At 52.1% G+C, this 15,044-nt stretch carries 13 protein-coding genes and 1 pseudogene; 5 read left to right on the top strand and 9 right to left on the bottom strand.

The window, feature by feature from the left end:
* The first annotated feature begins 28 nt into the window (after window positions 1-28).
* Window positions 29-582, top strand: a pseudogene (locus EBA_RS24850) (REP-associated tyrosine transposase).
* On the opposite strand, the gene EBA_RS02970 reads toward EBA_RS24850, so the two are convergent.
* The 9 genes from EBA_RS02970 to EBA_RS02930 form a co-directional block, all read right to left on the bottom strand.
* Window positions 553-948 (bottom strand): hypothetical protein, encoded by a 396-nt coding sequence (locus tag EBA_RS02970; protein ID WP_192373120.1) that lies wholly within the window; start codon window positions 946-948, stop codon window positions 553-555. The pseudogene EBA_RS24850 and the gene EBA_RS02970 overlap by 30 nt on opposite strands.
* A complete protein-coding gene (locus EBA_RS02965; RefSeq protein WP_192373118.1) occupies window positions 945-2,009 on the bottom strand; it encodes a LapA family protein in 1,065 nt (354 codons plus the stop codon). Before EBA_RS02965 ends, EBA_RS02970 begins: the two co-directional genes overlap by 4 nt.
* Before the next feature lie 239 nt (window positions 2,010-2,248).
* A complete protein-coding gene (locus EBA_RS02960) occupies window positions 2,249-3,946 on the bottom strand; it encodes an FHA domain-containing protein (RefSeq protein WP_192373116.1) in 1,698 nt (565 codons plus the stop codon).
* A gap of 490 nt (window positions 3,947-4,436) precedes the next feature.
* Window positions 4,437-5,417, bottom strand: coding sequence for a lytic murein transglycosylase B (gene mltB / locus EBA_RS02955; protein WP_225615873.1), 981 nt, complete (start codon window positions 5,415-5,417; stop codon window positions 4,437-4,439).
* 13 nt (window positions 5,418-5,430) lie between these two features.
* Complete coding sequence (gene rodA / locus EBA_RS02950; protein WP_192373112.1) at window positions 5,431-6,561, bottom strand: rod shape-determining protein RodA; 1,131 nt, start codon at window positions 6,559-6,561, stop codon at window positions 5,431-5,433.
* Complete coding sequence (mrdA, locus tag EBA_RS02945) at window positions 6,558-8,408, bottom strand: penicillin-binding protein 2 (RefSeq protein WP_192373109.1); 1,851 nt, start codon at window positions 8,406-8,408, stop codon at window positions 6,558-6,560. The genes rodA and mrdA overlap by 4 nt, the downstream gene beginning before the upstream one ends.
* Window positions 8,409-8,414: 6 nt before the next feature.
* Window positions 8,415-8,903 (bottom strand): rod shape-determining protein MreD, encoded by a 489-nt coding sequence (gene mreD / locus EBA_RS02940; protein WP_192373107.1) that lies wholly within the window; start codon window positions 8,901-8,903, stop codon window positions 8,415-8,417.
* The gene (gene mreC / locus EBA_RS02935) at window positions 8,890-9,786 is read right to left on the bottom strand and encodes a rod shape-determining protein MreC (protein WP_192377148.1); all 897 of its coding nucleotides are present in this window, start codon (window positions 9,784-9,786) and stop codon (window positions 8,890-8,892) included. The genes mreD and mreC overlap by 14 nt, the downstream gene beginning before the upstream one ends.
* 183 nt (window positions 9,787-9,969) lie before the next feature.
* Window positions 9,970-11,013 carry a rod shape-determining protein gene (locus EBA_RS02930; protein ID WP_192373105.1) on the bottom strand — a complete coding sequence of 348 codons (1,044 nt, stop codon included), beginning with the start codon at window positions 11,011-11,013 and terminating at the stop codon, window positions 9,970-9,972.
* Between the two features lie 114 nt (window positions 11,014-11,127).
* Between EBA_RS02930 and gatC the strand changes: the two genes are divergently transcribed.
* The 4 genes from gatC to gatB are packed head-to-tail and all read left to right on the top strand — an operon-like array spanning window position 11,128 to window position 14,949.
* A complete protein-coding gene (gene gatC, locus EBA_RS02925) occupies window positions 11,128-11,415 on the top strand; it encodes an Asp-tRNA(Asn)/Glu-tRNA(Gln) amidotransferase subunit GatC (protein WP_192373103.1) in 288 nt (95 codons plus the stop codon).
* 8 nt (window positions 11,416-11,423) lie between these two features.
* Complete coding sequence (gene gatA, locus EBA_RS02920; protein ID WP_192373101.1) at window positions 11,424-12,875, top strand: Asp-tRNA(Asn)/Glu-tRNA(Gln) amidotransferase subunit GatA; 1,452 nt, start codon at window positions 11,424-11,426, stop codon at window positions 12,873-12,875.
* A 13-nt stretch (window positions 12,876-12,888) separates the two neighbouring features.
* Window positions 12,889-13,491, top strand: coding sequence for a Uma2 family endonuclease (locus EBA_RS02915; protein ID WP_192373099.1), 603 nt, complete (start codon window positions 12,889-12,891; stop codon window positions 13,489-13,491).
* 18 nt (window positions 13,492-13,509) lie between these two features.
* On the top strand, window positions 13,510-14,949 hold the full coding sequence (gatB, locus tag EBA_RS02910; RefSeq protein WP_192373097.1) for an Asp-tRNA(Asn)/Glu-tRNA(Gln) amidotransferase subunit GatB: 1,440 nt from the start codon (window positions 13,510-13,512) through the stop codon (window positions 14,947-14,949).
* Window positions 14,950-15,044: the final 95 nt, after the last annotated feature.

Raw genomic sequence — 15,044 nt, 5'->3', positions numbered from 1 at the left:
CATCCGCCCAATCGGTTAAACTCTTTTCATGCCAAACTATCGACGCAATCGCATTCCCGGCGGCACCTATTTTTTCACCGTTAACCTGCTCGAACGCAAATCGACGCTGTTGATCGAACATATTGCAGCGTTGCGGGAAGCTGTGCGAACGGTTCGGGAAAAGCAGCCATTTTACTTGTGCCCTATGGGTATATCGATGCCTGGGTGGTTTTGCCTGATCATATGCATGCGATTTGGACATTACCGGCCGGTGACGATCTATATTCCAACCGATGGCAGGCTATAAAAAAAGCCTTCTCGAAAACAATCCCTAAAACCGCATATCGTTCAGCAACCAGAATAAAGCGCCACGAGCGTGGCATATGGCAACGTCGTTTTTGGGAGCATACCATTATCGGTGATGCCGACTATGCGGCACATATGGATTATATTCATCATAATCCGGTCAAGCATGGTTGGGCGACAGCGGTTAAAGATTAGCCGTATTCAAGTTTTCACCGCTTGGTCAAGATGGATATTTATCCATTAAATTGGGCAGGGTTAGATTTGGCATCATTCGAAGTGGGCGAACCGGATAATTGACGCATTATCGGCGGATGACGCTTTGCTTATCCGCCCTACGGCCCTGTCCCGAATGTTGTCTTCGACGAATTCGGTGCTGCGGAAGGAGATGACGTATTCGGGATTATCGCCTGGGGTTTTGAACAGCGTACCGCTAAAGCCGGTGTCGGTGTTGGCTTGTTGGGCGACGACTTTCCAGTTGGCTTGAAAGTCCTTGATTTCGGGGGTGGTGAGTTTGCTGGTGTGTTTATTGCCATCTATCAATGCTTGATTAAATTCGTCGGAACCTGGCAAATAAAGAGTTCCAGACATATTGGTTAAGAATGCCTCTGCAACGACTTGCAGTTGCATATATCTCAAATAAGTTGAGATCGTAGATTTGTTCATGGTTTAACTCCTTGACTGGTATGTAATACATCCATTATGAAATCACGCTTGGAATGGCCTACCACTCTCTGTGGAGGACATGACCAGCCCACTTCGGTTTTAGCAAATGACCACGGCTGCCGGCCGCCAGCCGCACTGCCGCCACCTCGGTCATGTAAATAACCGATGCGCTGTCCCAGCAACTCGCCCGTTTGCAGATCGACTACTTTCAAGGCGCTGCCGGCTATCCACATCTTGCGTTCTTCCGGGGTTTCCAGGTCATCGTAGGTCACGCCGTAGCGCGGCGGCGGATTGCCGGCCGGTTCGCGAGTTAATACGAACTCAATCGGTCCTCCGGCATTAAAATTAACGGACTCCAATAATTCACGGGGGACATAATCCATTTTGCGCCATTTTTTTCGGTTGGTTCTGTCGGTTTTTTGCCAACTGCCGGTGTAGCGGTAACGTTTCCCGTCCAAGGGATCGATGGCCTCAACGTATTGAAACGCTGGTCGCCGTTTAAACGTTTTCGAATCTTCAAGCCAATGTCCGTGGTCAACGGACCCGTCGCGCAAGAATCCTTCGATATAACCGTCAAAGCTCATATAACCAACAGCATGGTCGTTTTTATAAAGCCCGCTTTTGTCGAAATCCCCGAGACTTTCATAAGGACTCTTGGCATCGTTGCTGTACTGGCTGATGCCGGTGTTTTCATCGAACTCCAGCTTCATCAAAAACACCCCGTCGACATCGTCGACGGTGCGATAAATTTTTTCGCCCGCGCCCTTGCACAACTCGTGATAGCGGTCCAGGGCCTTGGTCATGGTGGCGAGCTTGGCATCCAGTGCTTGTTGTTTCAGGTGGTTTTGATGGAGCTTGTAAGCCACAGGCATCAGAAATATCGCCAACACCAAACCCATGGCTAGATATCTGAGTTTAGAATTATCGATATTGCGCCGGGCGGCGGAAATGCTAAACCACAGCACGACCAGAAAAGTAGCGACAGCGCCTATCGCCACCGCCCAAACGATCAAGCGCAAGGTCCCCGGAGCGATAAACAAATTTAAAAGATCCCAACCCATGTTTTAATCTCGGTAATTGGCAAAGCCGTAAGGCGAAAGAAGCAGAAATCGTAGGGCGTCAATAGGCGTAGCCGTATTGCGCCGCATGTTGGCCTTAAATCATTCGGCGCATTACGCTAGCGCCAATGCGCCCTACGCGGGCTATGTTTATTCATTGGGAGATCAATGCTTAACTTCTAATGCTCATTGCAAACTGATCATCCGGTTCTGGCCGATAGCCACCTAATAATCCCAAAAACTCAATTAACGACTGGAGACACCTGCAAAAGCGGCGGGCTAAAATCAAAACCAAAATGCTTGGGGTCTTCGCCTATCACCGCTGCCGAGACGATGTAAAACACGTAATCGTAGGTTTCCACCGGAATTTCGTATTCTTGGATGAATTTCCAGAAGTTGCGGTCGCGCGGGTTGTCGGGCATTTTTTCCACCATACCGCGCACTTTATTGTGGCCATAGTTATAGCTAGCCATTACCAACAAGCCCGACGCTTGAGCTTGCTTGCTGTAGATGTATTTCAGATATTTGGCGCCGGCCTGGGTGGCCTGCGCAAAATCAAAACGCGCATCTTGCTCGTCGTATTCTCTGACATTGGCCAGCGGACCCGGTGGCAGGCCGTATTCCTGGCCGGTGGTGGCTAAGAATTGCCAGGCACCCTTGGCAATGCCAAAACGCGTCTCCGGCCCTATCGCTTTGGTGTCGTAATTGCTTTCTTGTAGTGGCAAATACATAAAATAAGCCGGCAGGCCTTCCTTATCCAACGCATCCAACACCATTGGGCCATATTGGTTGTCTTGCATGTTTTTAACAGCCAAGCGCAACCTGCCTGTATCTTGCCAGTTTTTGATGTACTGCCGCACCTGCGTGACAAACTCGTCCGGCAACTCCAACTCGCTTTCCCCAAAACCTCTCACCACGCGGGTGATTAACTCGCGTTCGTATTGTTCGTCGGTCGGAAAGCTTAGGCGCAGAAAATCGATTTCTTTTAGATACTCCTGGTACTTGGCTTTCATCAATTTCAGCTTTTGCCGTTCTTCCGCCAGGCGTTTTTTCTCTTCCAGAATTTTTGCCTGTTCGGCTTTGATGCGCTCCTGAGAAACTTTTAGTTTTTCGTCTTTTACTTCTTCAAAGGCTTTTGCCAGGGACTCGACATTCTCCGCCAAGCGCATATCGGCTTGCGACAAACTGACTTCCAAGGTTTTTACGTCGTAAAACATATTGATCGCCAGTTTGCGGGCGTTGTCCAACGCCAGATATTGATAAGTCACCAAGCCGGCGGAGATCACAAACAATAGGCCTAGCGACCAAATCAATTTTTTGTAGTTTTTGGTTCTGACCGTCCTATCCTCGCGGATCACGCGGCGCACCATGCGCGTGTAGTCGCCCATATCCGCCGATTCTTCCTCGGACAACAGGCGGTTTTTGATGGCATCTGCCGATAAGTTCTGCTGAACCTTAGGCTGTGGCGCCACTTGCGGCTGATTAACAACCGGCGTTGGCGCGGCGGCATATAAGGTGGCATCGTCTGCTGGCTTAGACTGCGCTGGGTTTGGGTTCGCAGAGGCGATTTTGAGTTCAAACGGCGAAACGCCCAAGCCCAACAAAACCGGCAAGTGTAATTTGGTTTTAGCCGCCAGCCGCTGTTTATCCCGATACACGCCATGCGTGCTATTTAAGTCCACGACCCACCAGCCATCAGGCTCCCGCTTAATCTCCAGATGATGGCGGCTAATAGATTGATCGTTGACGACAACCGCGTTCTCTTGTGCCCGGCCGACGCTGAAACTGTTTTCAAACGAAAAATGAGCGATGACTTGGCCGCTAATATCCAACAAATCGACCTGAAGCGTCTCCGGCCGGGCCAATACGGTGCGATCAGCATCTATTTCCGCTGCATTAAACGGACTTACCCCCATGAAAACGGTTTTATCGTCTTCCATCAACTTGCCTCATCGTTACAGTGCTCGCGTCTAAGCTGGTTATCCGGACTTAATCTTGTCTGTGCCGCTTAACAAGATTAATCGCTCTTTTGTATTGCCACCAGGAAAACCCGGCAACAATAAGCACGCGACGAATGCCCAAGAATAAATACGCGTGACTGCCCTAGTCTGTCGGCCATGCCTCGGGAATTAGGCTATTTCAATTTAGAACAATGCCTTGGATTTTAATCCGGGTAATCCCTAGAATTCCAAGTGATTGCTAATCCTTATCCAGCGAACACTTCCCAGGCGAATTGACGGGGACTACGGTATTCATCAATAGCTAAAACGACTAGCCAAAAAATCAGAAATAAAAACGAGTCAAATTGCATAGGCCGGCTGCTAAGTGAAACAGGGCCGACAGCATCGGCCCTGCGAAGTCAGGTATAAGCACTAGCAGGTTTGGTTTTGCCAGTGTCGGACAAGGATAGTCCAACAATGGCCGTCATGCTTATGAAGTCTTGCGGACGACAATTGCTTGGCTGAGTTGATACACCGCCATCGCGTAGAGTGGGCTGTGGTTGTAGCGGGTGATCACGTAGAAATTATGCAGGCCAACCCATAAATCCTCCCCCACCTGTTGCTGGTAGGCCAGTAGTTTGACAGTTTCGCTGGCGGCCAATTGCGTTGGGACATCCACCCCTAAACGGCGCAATTCGCCGGCGCCAACATCCGGTTTGACGCCCTTGCTCAATGCTTGCCGATAGGCATCGCCGCGGGCACTGACCGGGTAAGCCACGGCCCCGCCGGGTCGCCACTGGTTGCGCACGAAATAATTGGCCACGCTGGCAATTGCATCGGCGCTATTGGTCCAGATATTCCGTTTGCCGTCCTGATCAAAATCCTTGGCGTAGCCGCGAAAACTGCTGGGCATGAATTGCGGCAAACCCATGGCGCCGGCGTAAGAACCCATAGGCTGCAGCGGGTCCATATGTTCTTCGCGGACTAACACCAGGAATTGCTCCAACTCTTTCAGGAAAAATTCGCTGCGCGGCGGATAGGCAAACCCCAAGGTCGCCAGCGCATCGATCACCCGGTATTTGCCGGTATGCGCGCCGTATTTGGTTTCCACGCCGATGATGGCGATGATGATTTCCGCCGGCACGCCGTATTGGCTTTCCACGGCTTTCAGCGCGGCTTCGTTGTCTTTCCAAAACTGCACGCCGCCAGCGATACGCGCCTCAGTCATGAATATCTCCCGATACTGAAACCAGGGTTTGCCTTCCGCCGGTTTGGACATCGCGTCCAGAATCGGCTGCTGGATTTGCACGGCTTTGAACAGATTGCGCAATTCAGCTTCGTTGAAATGCTGCTGCTTGACCATGTTGTGGATAAATTGTTTAAAGCTGTCGGTTTCCGCCACTTCCGCAGACGCAGAACCAGTACCGGATAACGCAGCGGCTAATAGCCAAGCGGATAGTTTCTTGTTCATTTTCATAAGCTAATTAGACGGGTAGTAATTTACGGTGAGTATGGATGGACATCAGAATACCGAAGCCGGCCATCAGCGTCACCATCGACGTGCCGCCGTAACTGATCAACGGTAGCGGCACGCCGACCACCGGCAACACGCCGATCACCATGCCAATATTCACGAATACATACACAAAAAAAGTAAACGCCAAACTGCCGGCCAACAGGCGCGAGTAGGTATCCTGGGCTTGCACGGCGATGTAAAAACATCGGCTGATAACCAGCAAATATAAAACCAGCAGTCCAACGCAACCGAACAAACCAAACTCCTCGGCAAACACCGCAAAGATAAAGTCCGTGGAGCTTTCCGGCAAGAAGTCCAATTCCGCCTGACTACTGCCCAGCCAGCCCTTACCATTAATACCGCCGGAACCAATGGCGATCTTGGACTGAATAATGTGGTAGCCGGCGCCCATCGGATCGGCCTCCGGATTCATAAATGTCAATACACGATTGCGCTGATATTCGCGCATAAAATGCCACAACACCGGCGTCAACGATGCCAACAACGCCACTATCCCCAGCATGAACCACCAGGACAGCCCGGCAAAAAACAGCACCGCCGCGCCGGAACTGGCAACCAATAGCGAGGTACCCAAATCGGGCTGTTTTGCAATCAGCAATACCGGCAAAATCAAGAGAATCGCCGCGCCCAAAACATGCTTTGGCTTAGGCGGCAAGGCATGTTCAGACAAGTACCAGGCCACCATCATCGGTGCGCTAATTTTAGTGAATTCGGATGGCTGAAAGCGAAAGAAGCCCAAATCCAGCCAGCGCTGCGCGCCCATACTGATCTGCCCCATCACCGCCACCGCCAGCAACAACAGCACGCACACCGAGAACAGCGCCACCGAAAAACTTTGGAAGCGGCGCGGGTTGATATGCGCCAACACTATCATCAATAAAATGGCAAACCCCATACGGGTGGCATGCCGAATCAATAACGGCACCTCTTGCCCGCCGGCACTATACAAAATCACGAAACTGGCCGCGCAAATCAACAACAGGCCGATAAAAAGCGGAATATCGATATGCAACTTTCTGAGCAAATTACCTAGCAGCGACGGCGGCTGGAATTGTTCATTGCGCATTTCGGTTCTCATGGCTGAGCGTCCTTTTTCTGGTTCAAATAGGCATCGATAATTTCGCCGGCGATAGGTGCCGCCACCGAACCACCATGCCCACCGTGTTCGGCGATAATCGCCACCGCAATTTGCGGGTCGTGAACTGGAGCAAAGGCGATGAACAAGGCATGATCGCGCATTTTAAAATCAATGGCGTCTTCGTTGTATTTCTCTTCCTGCTTGATGGTAAAAACCTGAGCGGTACCGGTTTTACCGGCAATTTGATAGGTAATGGCTTTGGCCAAGCGGCCGGCGGTCCCCCTGGAACCATGCACTACGTTGGTCATGGCTTTGATGATGTTCTCGACATTTTGCGCTTTTAGCGGAATCAGGGCGTCGGCCTTACCGCCGATCAAGTCGGCATAATCGGCGCTGATAATGCTGTGCACCAAATGCGGGGTGATCACCTTGCCATAGTTGGCCAGCGTAGCGGTAGCGTGCGCCAATTGCAGCGGCGTGGCTTGCGTGTAACCCTGGCCGATTCCGGTAATCAGCGTTTCGCCCGGAAACCAGGCCTGACTACGGTAATGTTTTTTCCAATCCTTGGACGGCATCAAACCGTCAACTTCGCCGACCAAATCAATCCCGGTTTTCCGACCGAAACTGAATTTATCCATAAATGCATGCATTTTATCGATACCTAGTGCCAGCGCCAGATCGTAGAAATAGACGTCACAGGATTGGGTAATCGCATCATTCATGTCGACCATGCCATGCCCGCCCTTTTTCCAGTCTCTATACTTATGATCGACATTCGGCAATTTGTAATAGCCGGGGCAGAACAATCGGTGATTGAATTCGGTGACGCCGTACTCCAGGCCAGCCAAAGCCAGAAACGGCTTGACCGTCGAGCCGGGTGGATACTGGCCGCGCAGGGCCCGATTATATAAGGGCTGATCCGGCGAATCCTGCAAGGCTTTGTATTCCTTCCCGGAAATACCCGAAACAAACGGATTGGGGTCGAAACCGGGTCGACTGGCGAACACCAGTACGCCGCCGGTCTTAATTTCAATGGCGACGGCCGCACCGTTGTATTCCGATAAGGCATCGTAGGCGATCTTCTGCAAATCGATATCTAAGGTTAGATAGATGTTAGAACCGGATACCGGCTCAACCGTCGCCACGGTATTGACCGCCCTGGCCTGAGCGTTGGTTTCTATCTCTTCGTAACCGGCGGTACCTAACAGATGCTCTTCGTAGGTTTTTTCGATACCGGTTTTACCGATGTGGTTGGTACCGCGATATTTGGCCAAAGGCAGGGTCTTCATCTCCTGCTCGTTGATTCGACCGACATAGCCGACTACATGCGCAGCCAGATCGTCATAGGGATAATGCCGCACCAAGCGCGCGTAGACATCCACGCCGGGAAAATACGGCCTGACCACCGCAAATTTAGCCACATCTTCGTCGCTGAGATTTTGCAGCAAGGGCGTGCTGGTGAAAGATTTATTGCGTTTACGCTGTTTTTGAAACAGATCGATTTTTTCTTCGGAAATGTCCAGCAACTTTTGCAGTCTGCCTAGCGTGTCGTCGAGATTTTCGATCTGTTCCGGAATCAGTTCCAAGCTATAGGTTGGGACGTTTTCCGCCAGCATCCGACCCTTGCGGTCGTAAATCACCCCTCGTGTGGGTGGCAAGGGTGAAATCTTGATGCGATTATCCTTGGATAGCGTCGCATAATGCTCGTGACCGACCACCTGCAAATACACCAAACGCAGCACCAGGCCAGCGATCAAAAACAGGATCAAGATAAACGCCGCGACGATGCGGCTTAAGAATAAGCGGCTTTCCGCTAGCGGATCCTTGATGGCAAATTTTCTATCCATACCTCGTTAAACGATGCGCGCCATCACCCGGATATAGCGCAGTACCACAAACACTAGCGGCCATACCAAAGTCCCGGACAACACCGGATACCAGAACGATAGCGACAAGCGATTACCGGCTTGCATGCTTTCCGTGCCGAAAATAATGCTCTGCGCTCCCAGCAAACACAAAAATACAAACACGCATTGCTGCACCATCGGAAATTGCCGCAAACGCCGGTGTTCGTTAATGCTGAAATAGCAAATCAATGCATAGATCAAGGCGTACTGACCTAGTAATCGGCCGGTTAGTACATCGGTCAACAAGCCTATCCCCCAGGCGCTGAACACACCAAAACGCTCGGGCAAGGCAATTGACCAATAAATCAACACCAGTACGATCCAGTCGGGATTGAACAGCTCCATGCTGGGAAACAGCGACATCACCCGCAACACCATCGCCACCGCCACGGTGACGAAAAAGTACACGGTGGCGACAAAATCAAGGCGCAACATTCTCGGCTTCCTTGGATTCCGGCATGACTGGCGCTTTGCCCGGCTCGCCCAACACTACCGGGGTGGAGTGACTCCAGACGATTAAAAACTCATGGCTTTTATCCAGTTCGGCTTTGGGCGTGGCATAAATATTGGCGAAGGATTTATCCGGCCGGGCTTCAAACTTATCGACCACCGCCACCGGGTAACCGGCCGGAAACACCCCTCCAAGCCCGGAAGTAACTAATAGATCGCCCGGCACGATGTCGGCATTGTTGGCCAGAAACGGCAAATGCAGGCGATTGGGTTGGCCGGTGCCAAACGCAATGGTGCGCAAACCGTTGCGGTTGACCTGTACCGGTATGGCATGATCAGGATCGGTAATCAGCATCACTTCCGAGCTGTACGGCAGCGCCCGCACCACCTGTCCGACGATGCCATTGGCATCCAATACCGGTTGTTCCGGATGTACGCCAAAACGCGAGCCTTTGTTGACCACCACAGTATGTTCATAAGGCGCGAGCTTTACCGAAACCAGCTCGGCCACCAACACCTGCTCGCCGAGTTGAAACGAATTCTCCAGCAACATCCGCAGACGGGTATTTTCTTTTTCCAAGGCCGCAAATTTCAACAATTTGGTATCGTTGATGAACTGAACTTCTTTTAGACGCTTGTTTTCTTTTTGCAATTCGACAAATGAAATGATCGTACCGGACACCGTCTGGTAAAAATCGACAGGTAGACTGGCCAGAGCTTGTAAGGGATAGGTGATCACCGACAACACGGAGCGCACCCGATCCAGGCGTTCACTGCGATAATCGATCACTAACATGGAAATTGATACCAGTAATGCCACCAGTAAACGGGTGTTAAGCGAAGGGCCTTTGGCAAATAAGAGTTTTATGGCAAACCTCTAACAATCAAGACGCGACAAGCAAGACCGGCACCCATCGACGCGATAGCAAGAACAATCAAGCTCCGCTCGATGGCAGTTCAGGTGCCGAGCGGCATAAATTTCGTAGAAAAGGCTGCTTTAACCACTTTGCACGGTTAAAGCAGCCTTTCAGAGACTTTTTCTATTCCGTGCTTATTCCAAGGAGAACGCTGAAGCACCTTTAGAGTCCAACATTTCCAACACCATACCGCCGCCTCGGGCCACACAAGTCAACGGATCGTCGGCGATATACACCGGCAAGCCGGTTTCCTCGGAAATCAAACGGTCAATATCTTTCAACAACGCGCCGCCGCCAGTCAAGACAATACCGCGACTGGCCACATCTGCCCCCAGTTCCGGTGGAGTTTGCTCCAGCGCAACTTTTACCGCGCTGACGATACCGGATAACGGCTCTTGCAAGGCTTCCAGAATTTCGTTGCTGTTCAGCGTAAAGCTGCGCGGCACGCCCTCAGCCAGATTACGGCCGGTTACTTGCATTTCCCGTACTTCGCTACCGGGATAGGCTGCGCCGATTTGGTGTTTGATTTTTTCGGCTGTCGCTTCGCCAATCAATGTGCCGTAATTGCGGCGCACATAGCTGATGATCGCGTCATCGAAGCGGTCGCCGCCGATACGGACCGATGCGGAATAAACAATACCGTTCAGAGAAATGACGGCTACTTCCGAAGTACCGCCACCAATATCCAGCACCATCGAACCATGCGCAGTATCCACCGGCAAACCCGCGCCGACCGCAGCCGACATCGGCTCTTCGATCAAATAAACTTCCCTAGCGCCAGCCATGGCCGCCGATTCGCGAATAGCGCGACGTTCGACTTGGGTCGAGCCGCAAGGTACGCAGATCAGAATGCGCGGACTCGGCCGCAGCAATTTATTTTCATGCACTTTTTTGATAAAAAATCGCAGCATGCGCTCGGTGACGGCAAAGTCGGCAATCACGCCGTCTTTTAGAGGTCGGATCGCAGTGATATTGCCTGGCGTACGACCCAGCATCATTTTGGCATCGGCGCCGATGGCGGCGATGGTTTTTTGACCACGAATCTTATCTTCTTTGATAGCCACTACGGAAGGTTCGTTGAGGACAATTCCCTGGCCTGGAACATAGATCAGCGTATTTGCCGTACCCAAATCGATAGACAAATCATTGGAAAAGAGGCCACGAATTCTTTTAAACATTTTATGCAGTACCCTAAGCGCACACGGAAAATCCCGCTACTTTAACAATCAAGCAGGTATTTGAGCAAGATATAAAGTATCATAGTTTTACTAAGAAAACCTGGAGTTAGAAGAATGTCGTTAACAGCGAATGACGTTAAAAAAATCGCTCATCTGGCAAGGCTGGGCATTGCTGAACAAGATGTCGAACACTATGCAAAAGACCTATCCGGCGTACTGGAGTTAATGACGCAGATGGGCCGGTTAAACACCGACGGCGTCACCCCGATGGCCCATCCGCTGGACCAGATGCAACGCCTACGCGAAGACACGGTGACCGAGGCCGACCAACGCGACCCTTTCCAATCCATCGCCCCGCAAACCGAAGCCGGACTATACCTGGTTCCCAAAGTCATCGATTAAGGACGATTATGCACAACCTTACCCTTAGCGAACTGGCAGCAGGGCTGCGCAGTAAAGAATTTTCCAGCGTCGAGCTAACTCAAGCTTTTTTGAGCCGAATCCGCCAACATCAAGACCTGAACGCCTTCATTACCGTTAGCGAACAAAGCGCCTTGCAACAAGCGCAGGCTGCCGATCAAATACTCGCGACCGGCAATGCCGAACCCCTGACCGGCATCCCCATCGCCCAAAAAGACATTTTCTGCACGCTAGGCACAAAAACCAGCTGCGGTTCAAAAATGCTGGATAACTTCATCGCCCCTTACGACGCCACAGTGGTCAACAACTTCAACCGAGCCGGCGCCGTCATGCTGGGTAAGTTGAACATGGATGAGTTTGCGATGGGCTCGTCCAACGAAAACAGTTTCTACGGCCCTGTGCGCAACCCTTGGGCCACCGATTGCGTACCCGGCGGCTCTTCCGGCGGCTCGGCAGCAGCCGTAGCGGCGCGCCTTGCGCCTGCCGTGACAGGCACCGATACCGGTGGTTCGATTCGTCAACCGGCGGCGCTGTGCGGCATCACCGGTTTGAAACCGACTTACGGCCGAGTATCGCGTTACGGCATGATCGCTTACGCCTCCAGTTTGGACCAAGGCGGGCCAATGACCCGTAGCGCCGAAGATGCAGCTTTGTTGCTGCAAACCATGGCCGGTTTCGACCCTAAAGACTCCACCAGCGTCGATCAAGCCCTACAGGACTACAGCGCCAGCCTGAACGATAGCTTACAAGGTCTGAAAATCGGTCTGCCGAAACAGTTTTTTAATACCGCGCTGGACAGCCAAATGGCTGCCACCATTCAGGCCGCTATTGCCGAATATCAAAAACTGGGCGCGGAAGTCATAGAAGTGGACATGCCCAATCTCGAATTGGCGATCCCTGCCTATTATGTAATTGCCTCGGCAGAATGCTCATCCAACCTGTCGCGTTACGACGGTGTGCGTTTCGGTTACCGCTGCCAAAATCCGGCAGACTTGACCGACCTTTACACCCGCTCGCGCGGCGAAGCCTTCGGCGCGGAAGTCAAACGCCGCATCCTGATGGGTGCTTATGCGCTATCGGCCGGTTATTACGACGCTTATTATCTTAAAGCTCAACAAGTGCGCCGCCTGATAAGTGAGGATTTTAAACGCGCGTTGTCGGAAGTCGACGTGCTGATGGGCCCCGTCACACCCAGCACCGCGTTCCGCATCGGCGAAAAAACCAGCGATCCGATCCAGATGTATCTGGAAGACATCTACACAATAGCCATCAACCTGGCCGGCCTGCCGGCCATGTCGATTCCAGCTGGCTTTATAGACGGTAAACCGGTGGGCCTGCATGTGATAGGCAACTATTTCAGCGAAGCCAAACTGCTGAATGTCGGTCATCGCTACCAGCAAGTCACCGACTGGCATTTGCAAGTACCGAAAGGCTTCGCATAACACCGGAGGCAACATGGCGCCTATCACCCAATTATCGCAACTGGACCCCAACGGCATTTACAGCTATGCCGATTATCTGACCTGGCAGCTGGAAGAAAGTGTCGAGTTGATCAAGGGTAAGATCATGGCGATGTCGCCGGCGCCAAATGTCAAGCATCAAAGGATTGCTCTTAAGTTACTGCGCCCAATTGACAACTACTTCTTGCATAAAAGCTGCGAAATCTTTATTGCCCCATTCGACGTCAAACTTTACGACCGTCGCAAATCGCTACTCAAAAATGGCGAAGCCTTCAGCGTCGTCCAACCCGACCTATGCGTTATTTGCGACAAGGACAAACTGACCGAACAAGGCTGCGACGGTGCACCAGACTGGATTATCGAAGTCTTGTCGCCGGGTAATAGCCGCAAGGAAGTTCGCCTGAAATACGATTTATACGAAGAAAGTGGTGTCGGCGAATATTGGCTGGTGTTCCCTTACGAACAAATCCTCCAGCAATTTGTGTTGGACGAGCTGGGCAAATACCAATTGCGCGGTTTGTATCCGGGCAACGAAATCGCCGCTCCGCATTTATTCCCCGACTTGCAAATCGACCTGAACGACGTTTTTGCCGAATAGATTTAAAGGAAACCAAGAATGAACTCACAATGGGAAGCCGTTATCGGCCTGGAAATCCACACCCAACTCTCGACAAAATCAAAAATCTTCTCCGGCGCGGCTACCGCTTACGGCGCGGAGCCCAACACCCAGGCCTGCGCGGTTGATTTGGGCTTGCCGGGCGTATTGCCGGTTTTGAATAAAGACGCAGTGCGCAAGGCCGTGACTTTCGGGCTGGCAATCGACGCCGAGATTGCGCCGCACTCGGTATTCGCCCGTAAAAACTACTTTTACCCCGACTTACCGAAAGGCTACCAGATCAGCCAGTTCGAACTGCCCATCGTCGGCAACGGCCATTTGGACATCGAAGTCGACGGCGTCGAAAAACGCATCGGCATCACCCGCGCTCATTTGGAAGAGGACGCCGGCAAATCCTTGCACGAAGACTTTCACGGCCTGACCGGCATCGACTTGAATCGCGCCGGCACGCCGCTGCTGGAAATCGTCTCCGAACCGGACATGCGCTCCGCCAAGGAAGCCGTGGCCTACATGCGCAAACTGCACGAACTGGTGCGCTACCTGGAAATCTGCGACGGTAATATGCAGGAAGGCTCGTTCCGCTGCGACGCCAACGTCTCGGTGCGCCCGAAAGGCCAAAAAGAATTTGGCACCCGCGCCGAAATCAAGAACATCAACTCATTCAAATTCGTCGAAAAAGCCATCAATCATGAAATTGAGCGGCAAATTGATGTGATCGAAGGCGGCGGCAAAATCGTCCAGGAAACCCGTTTGTACGACGCCAACAAAGACGAAACCCGCTCGATGCGCAGCAAGGAAGAAGCCAACGACTACCGCTACTTCCCCGATCCCGACCTGTTGCCGGTATTGATCGAAGAAAGTTTGAAGGACGAAATTCGCGCCACGCTGCCGGAATTGCCGGACGCCAAAAAACAGCGCTTCATCGAGCAATACACCCTGGATAACGAAAGCGCTACCACCTTGACCTCATCGCGCGAACTGGCCGACTTTTATGAAACTGTTGTCAAAGCCTCCGGCGACGAAACCAAATTAGCCAGCAACTGGCTGACCGGTGACGTGTTGGGCGCATTGAACAAAGCCGGATTGGAAATCGGCGATTGCCCGGTCAGCGCCGAACGCTTGGCCGGCCTAATCAAACGCATCGCCGACAACACTATTTCCGGTAAAACCGCCAAACAGGTATTCGACAAACTCTGGAACGGCAAGGACAGCGCCGATGAAATCATCGAAAAAGAAGGCTTGGTGCAAATCACCGACATGGGCGCCATCGAAGCCATCGTCGACAAAGTGATCGCCGCCAACCCGGCGCCGGTCGAGCAATATCGGGCGGGCAAAGACAAGGCGTTGATGGCCTTAGTCGGGCAAATCATGAAAGAAACCCAAGGCAAGGCCAATCCGGGTGAAGTGAACAAGATGTTAATTGTCAAGCTGAAAAACTAAGGCCGGCGCCTCCCGGAGCATCGCTGAATTAATCTTCATCCCCGCGCAGGCGGGGATTCGGAATTTTGACTTTTCTGGGCTCCCGCCTACGCGGT

Origin of the sequence: Methylomonas albis, assembly GCF_014850955.1 — a bacterium.
In the GTDB taxonomy this organism is placed as follows: domain Bacteria; phylum Pseudomonadota; class Gammaproteobacteria; order Methylococcales; family Methylomonadaceae; genus Methylomonas; species Methylomonas albis.
This window is presented reverse-complemented; position numbering and strand designations above follow the sequence as displayed.

What these genes read in the sequence shown, in the direction of transcription:
- EBA_RS02970 (WP_192373120.1), bottom strand. Translation starts at nt 948, where the DNA reads ATGAACAAATCTACGATCTCAACTTATTTGAGATATATGCAACTGCAA.
- EBA_RS02965 (WP_192373118.1), bottom strand. Translation starts at nt 2,009, where the DNA reads ATGGGTTGGGATCTTTTAAATTTGTTTATCGCTCCGGGGACCTTGCGC.
- EBA_RS02960 (WP_192373116.1), bottom strand. Translation starts at nt 3,946, where the DNA reads ATGGAAGACGATAAAACCGTTTTCATGGGGGTAAGTCCGTTTAATGCA.
- mltB (WP_225615873.1), bottom strand. Translation starts at nt 5,417, where the DNA reads ATGAACAAGAAACTATCCGCTTGGCTATTAGCCGCTGCGTTATCCGGT.
- rodA (WP_192373112.1), bottom strand. Translation starts at nt 6,561, where the DNA reads ATGAGAACCGAAATGCGCAATGAACAATTCCAGCCGCCGTCGCTGCTA.
- mrdA (WP_192373109.1), bottom strand. Translation starts at nt 8,408, where the DNA reads ATGGATAGAAAATTTGCCATCAAGGATCCGCTAGCGGAAAGCCGCTTA.
- mreD (WP_192373107.1), bottom strand. Translation starts at nt 8,903, where the DNA reads ATGTTGCGCCTTGATTTTGTCGCCACCGTGTACTTTTTCGTCACCGTG.
- EBA_RS02930 (WP_192373105.1), bottom strand. Translation starts at nt 11,013, where the DNA reads ATGTTTAAAAGAATTCGTGGCCTCTTTTCCAATGATTTGTCTATCGAT.
- gatC (WP_192373103.1), top strand. Translation starts at nt 11,128, where the DNA reads ATGTCGTTAACAGCGAATGACGTTAAAAAAATCGCTCATCTGGCAAGG.
- gatA (WP_192373101.1), top strand. Translation starts at nt 11,424, where the DNA reads ATGCACAACCTTACCCTTAGCGAACTGGCAGCAGGGCTGCGCAGTAAA.
- EBA_RS02915 (WP_192373099.1), top strand. Translation starts at nt 12,889, where the DNA reads ATGGCGCCTATCACCCAATTATCGCAACTGGACCCCAACGGCATTTAC.
- gatB (WP_192373097.1), top strand. Translation starts at nt 13,510, where the DNA reads ATGAACTCACAATGGGAAGCCGTTATCGGCCTGGAAATCCACACCCAA.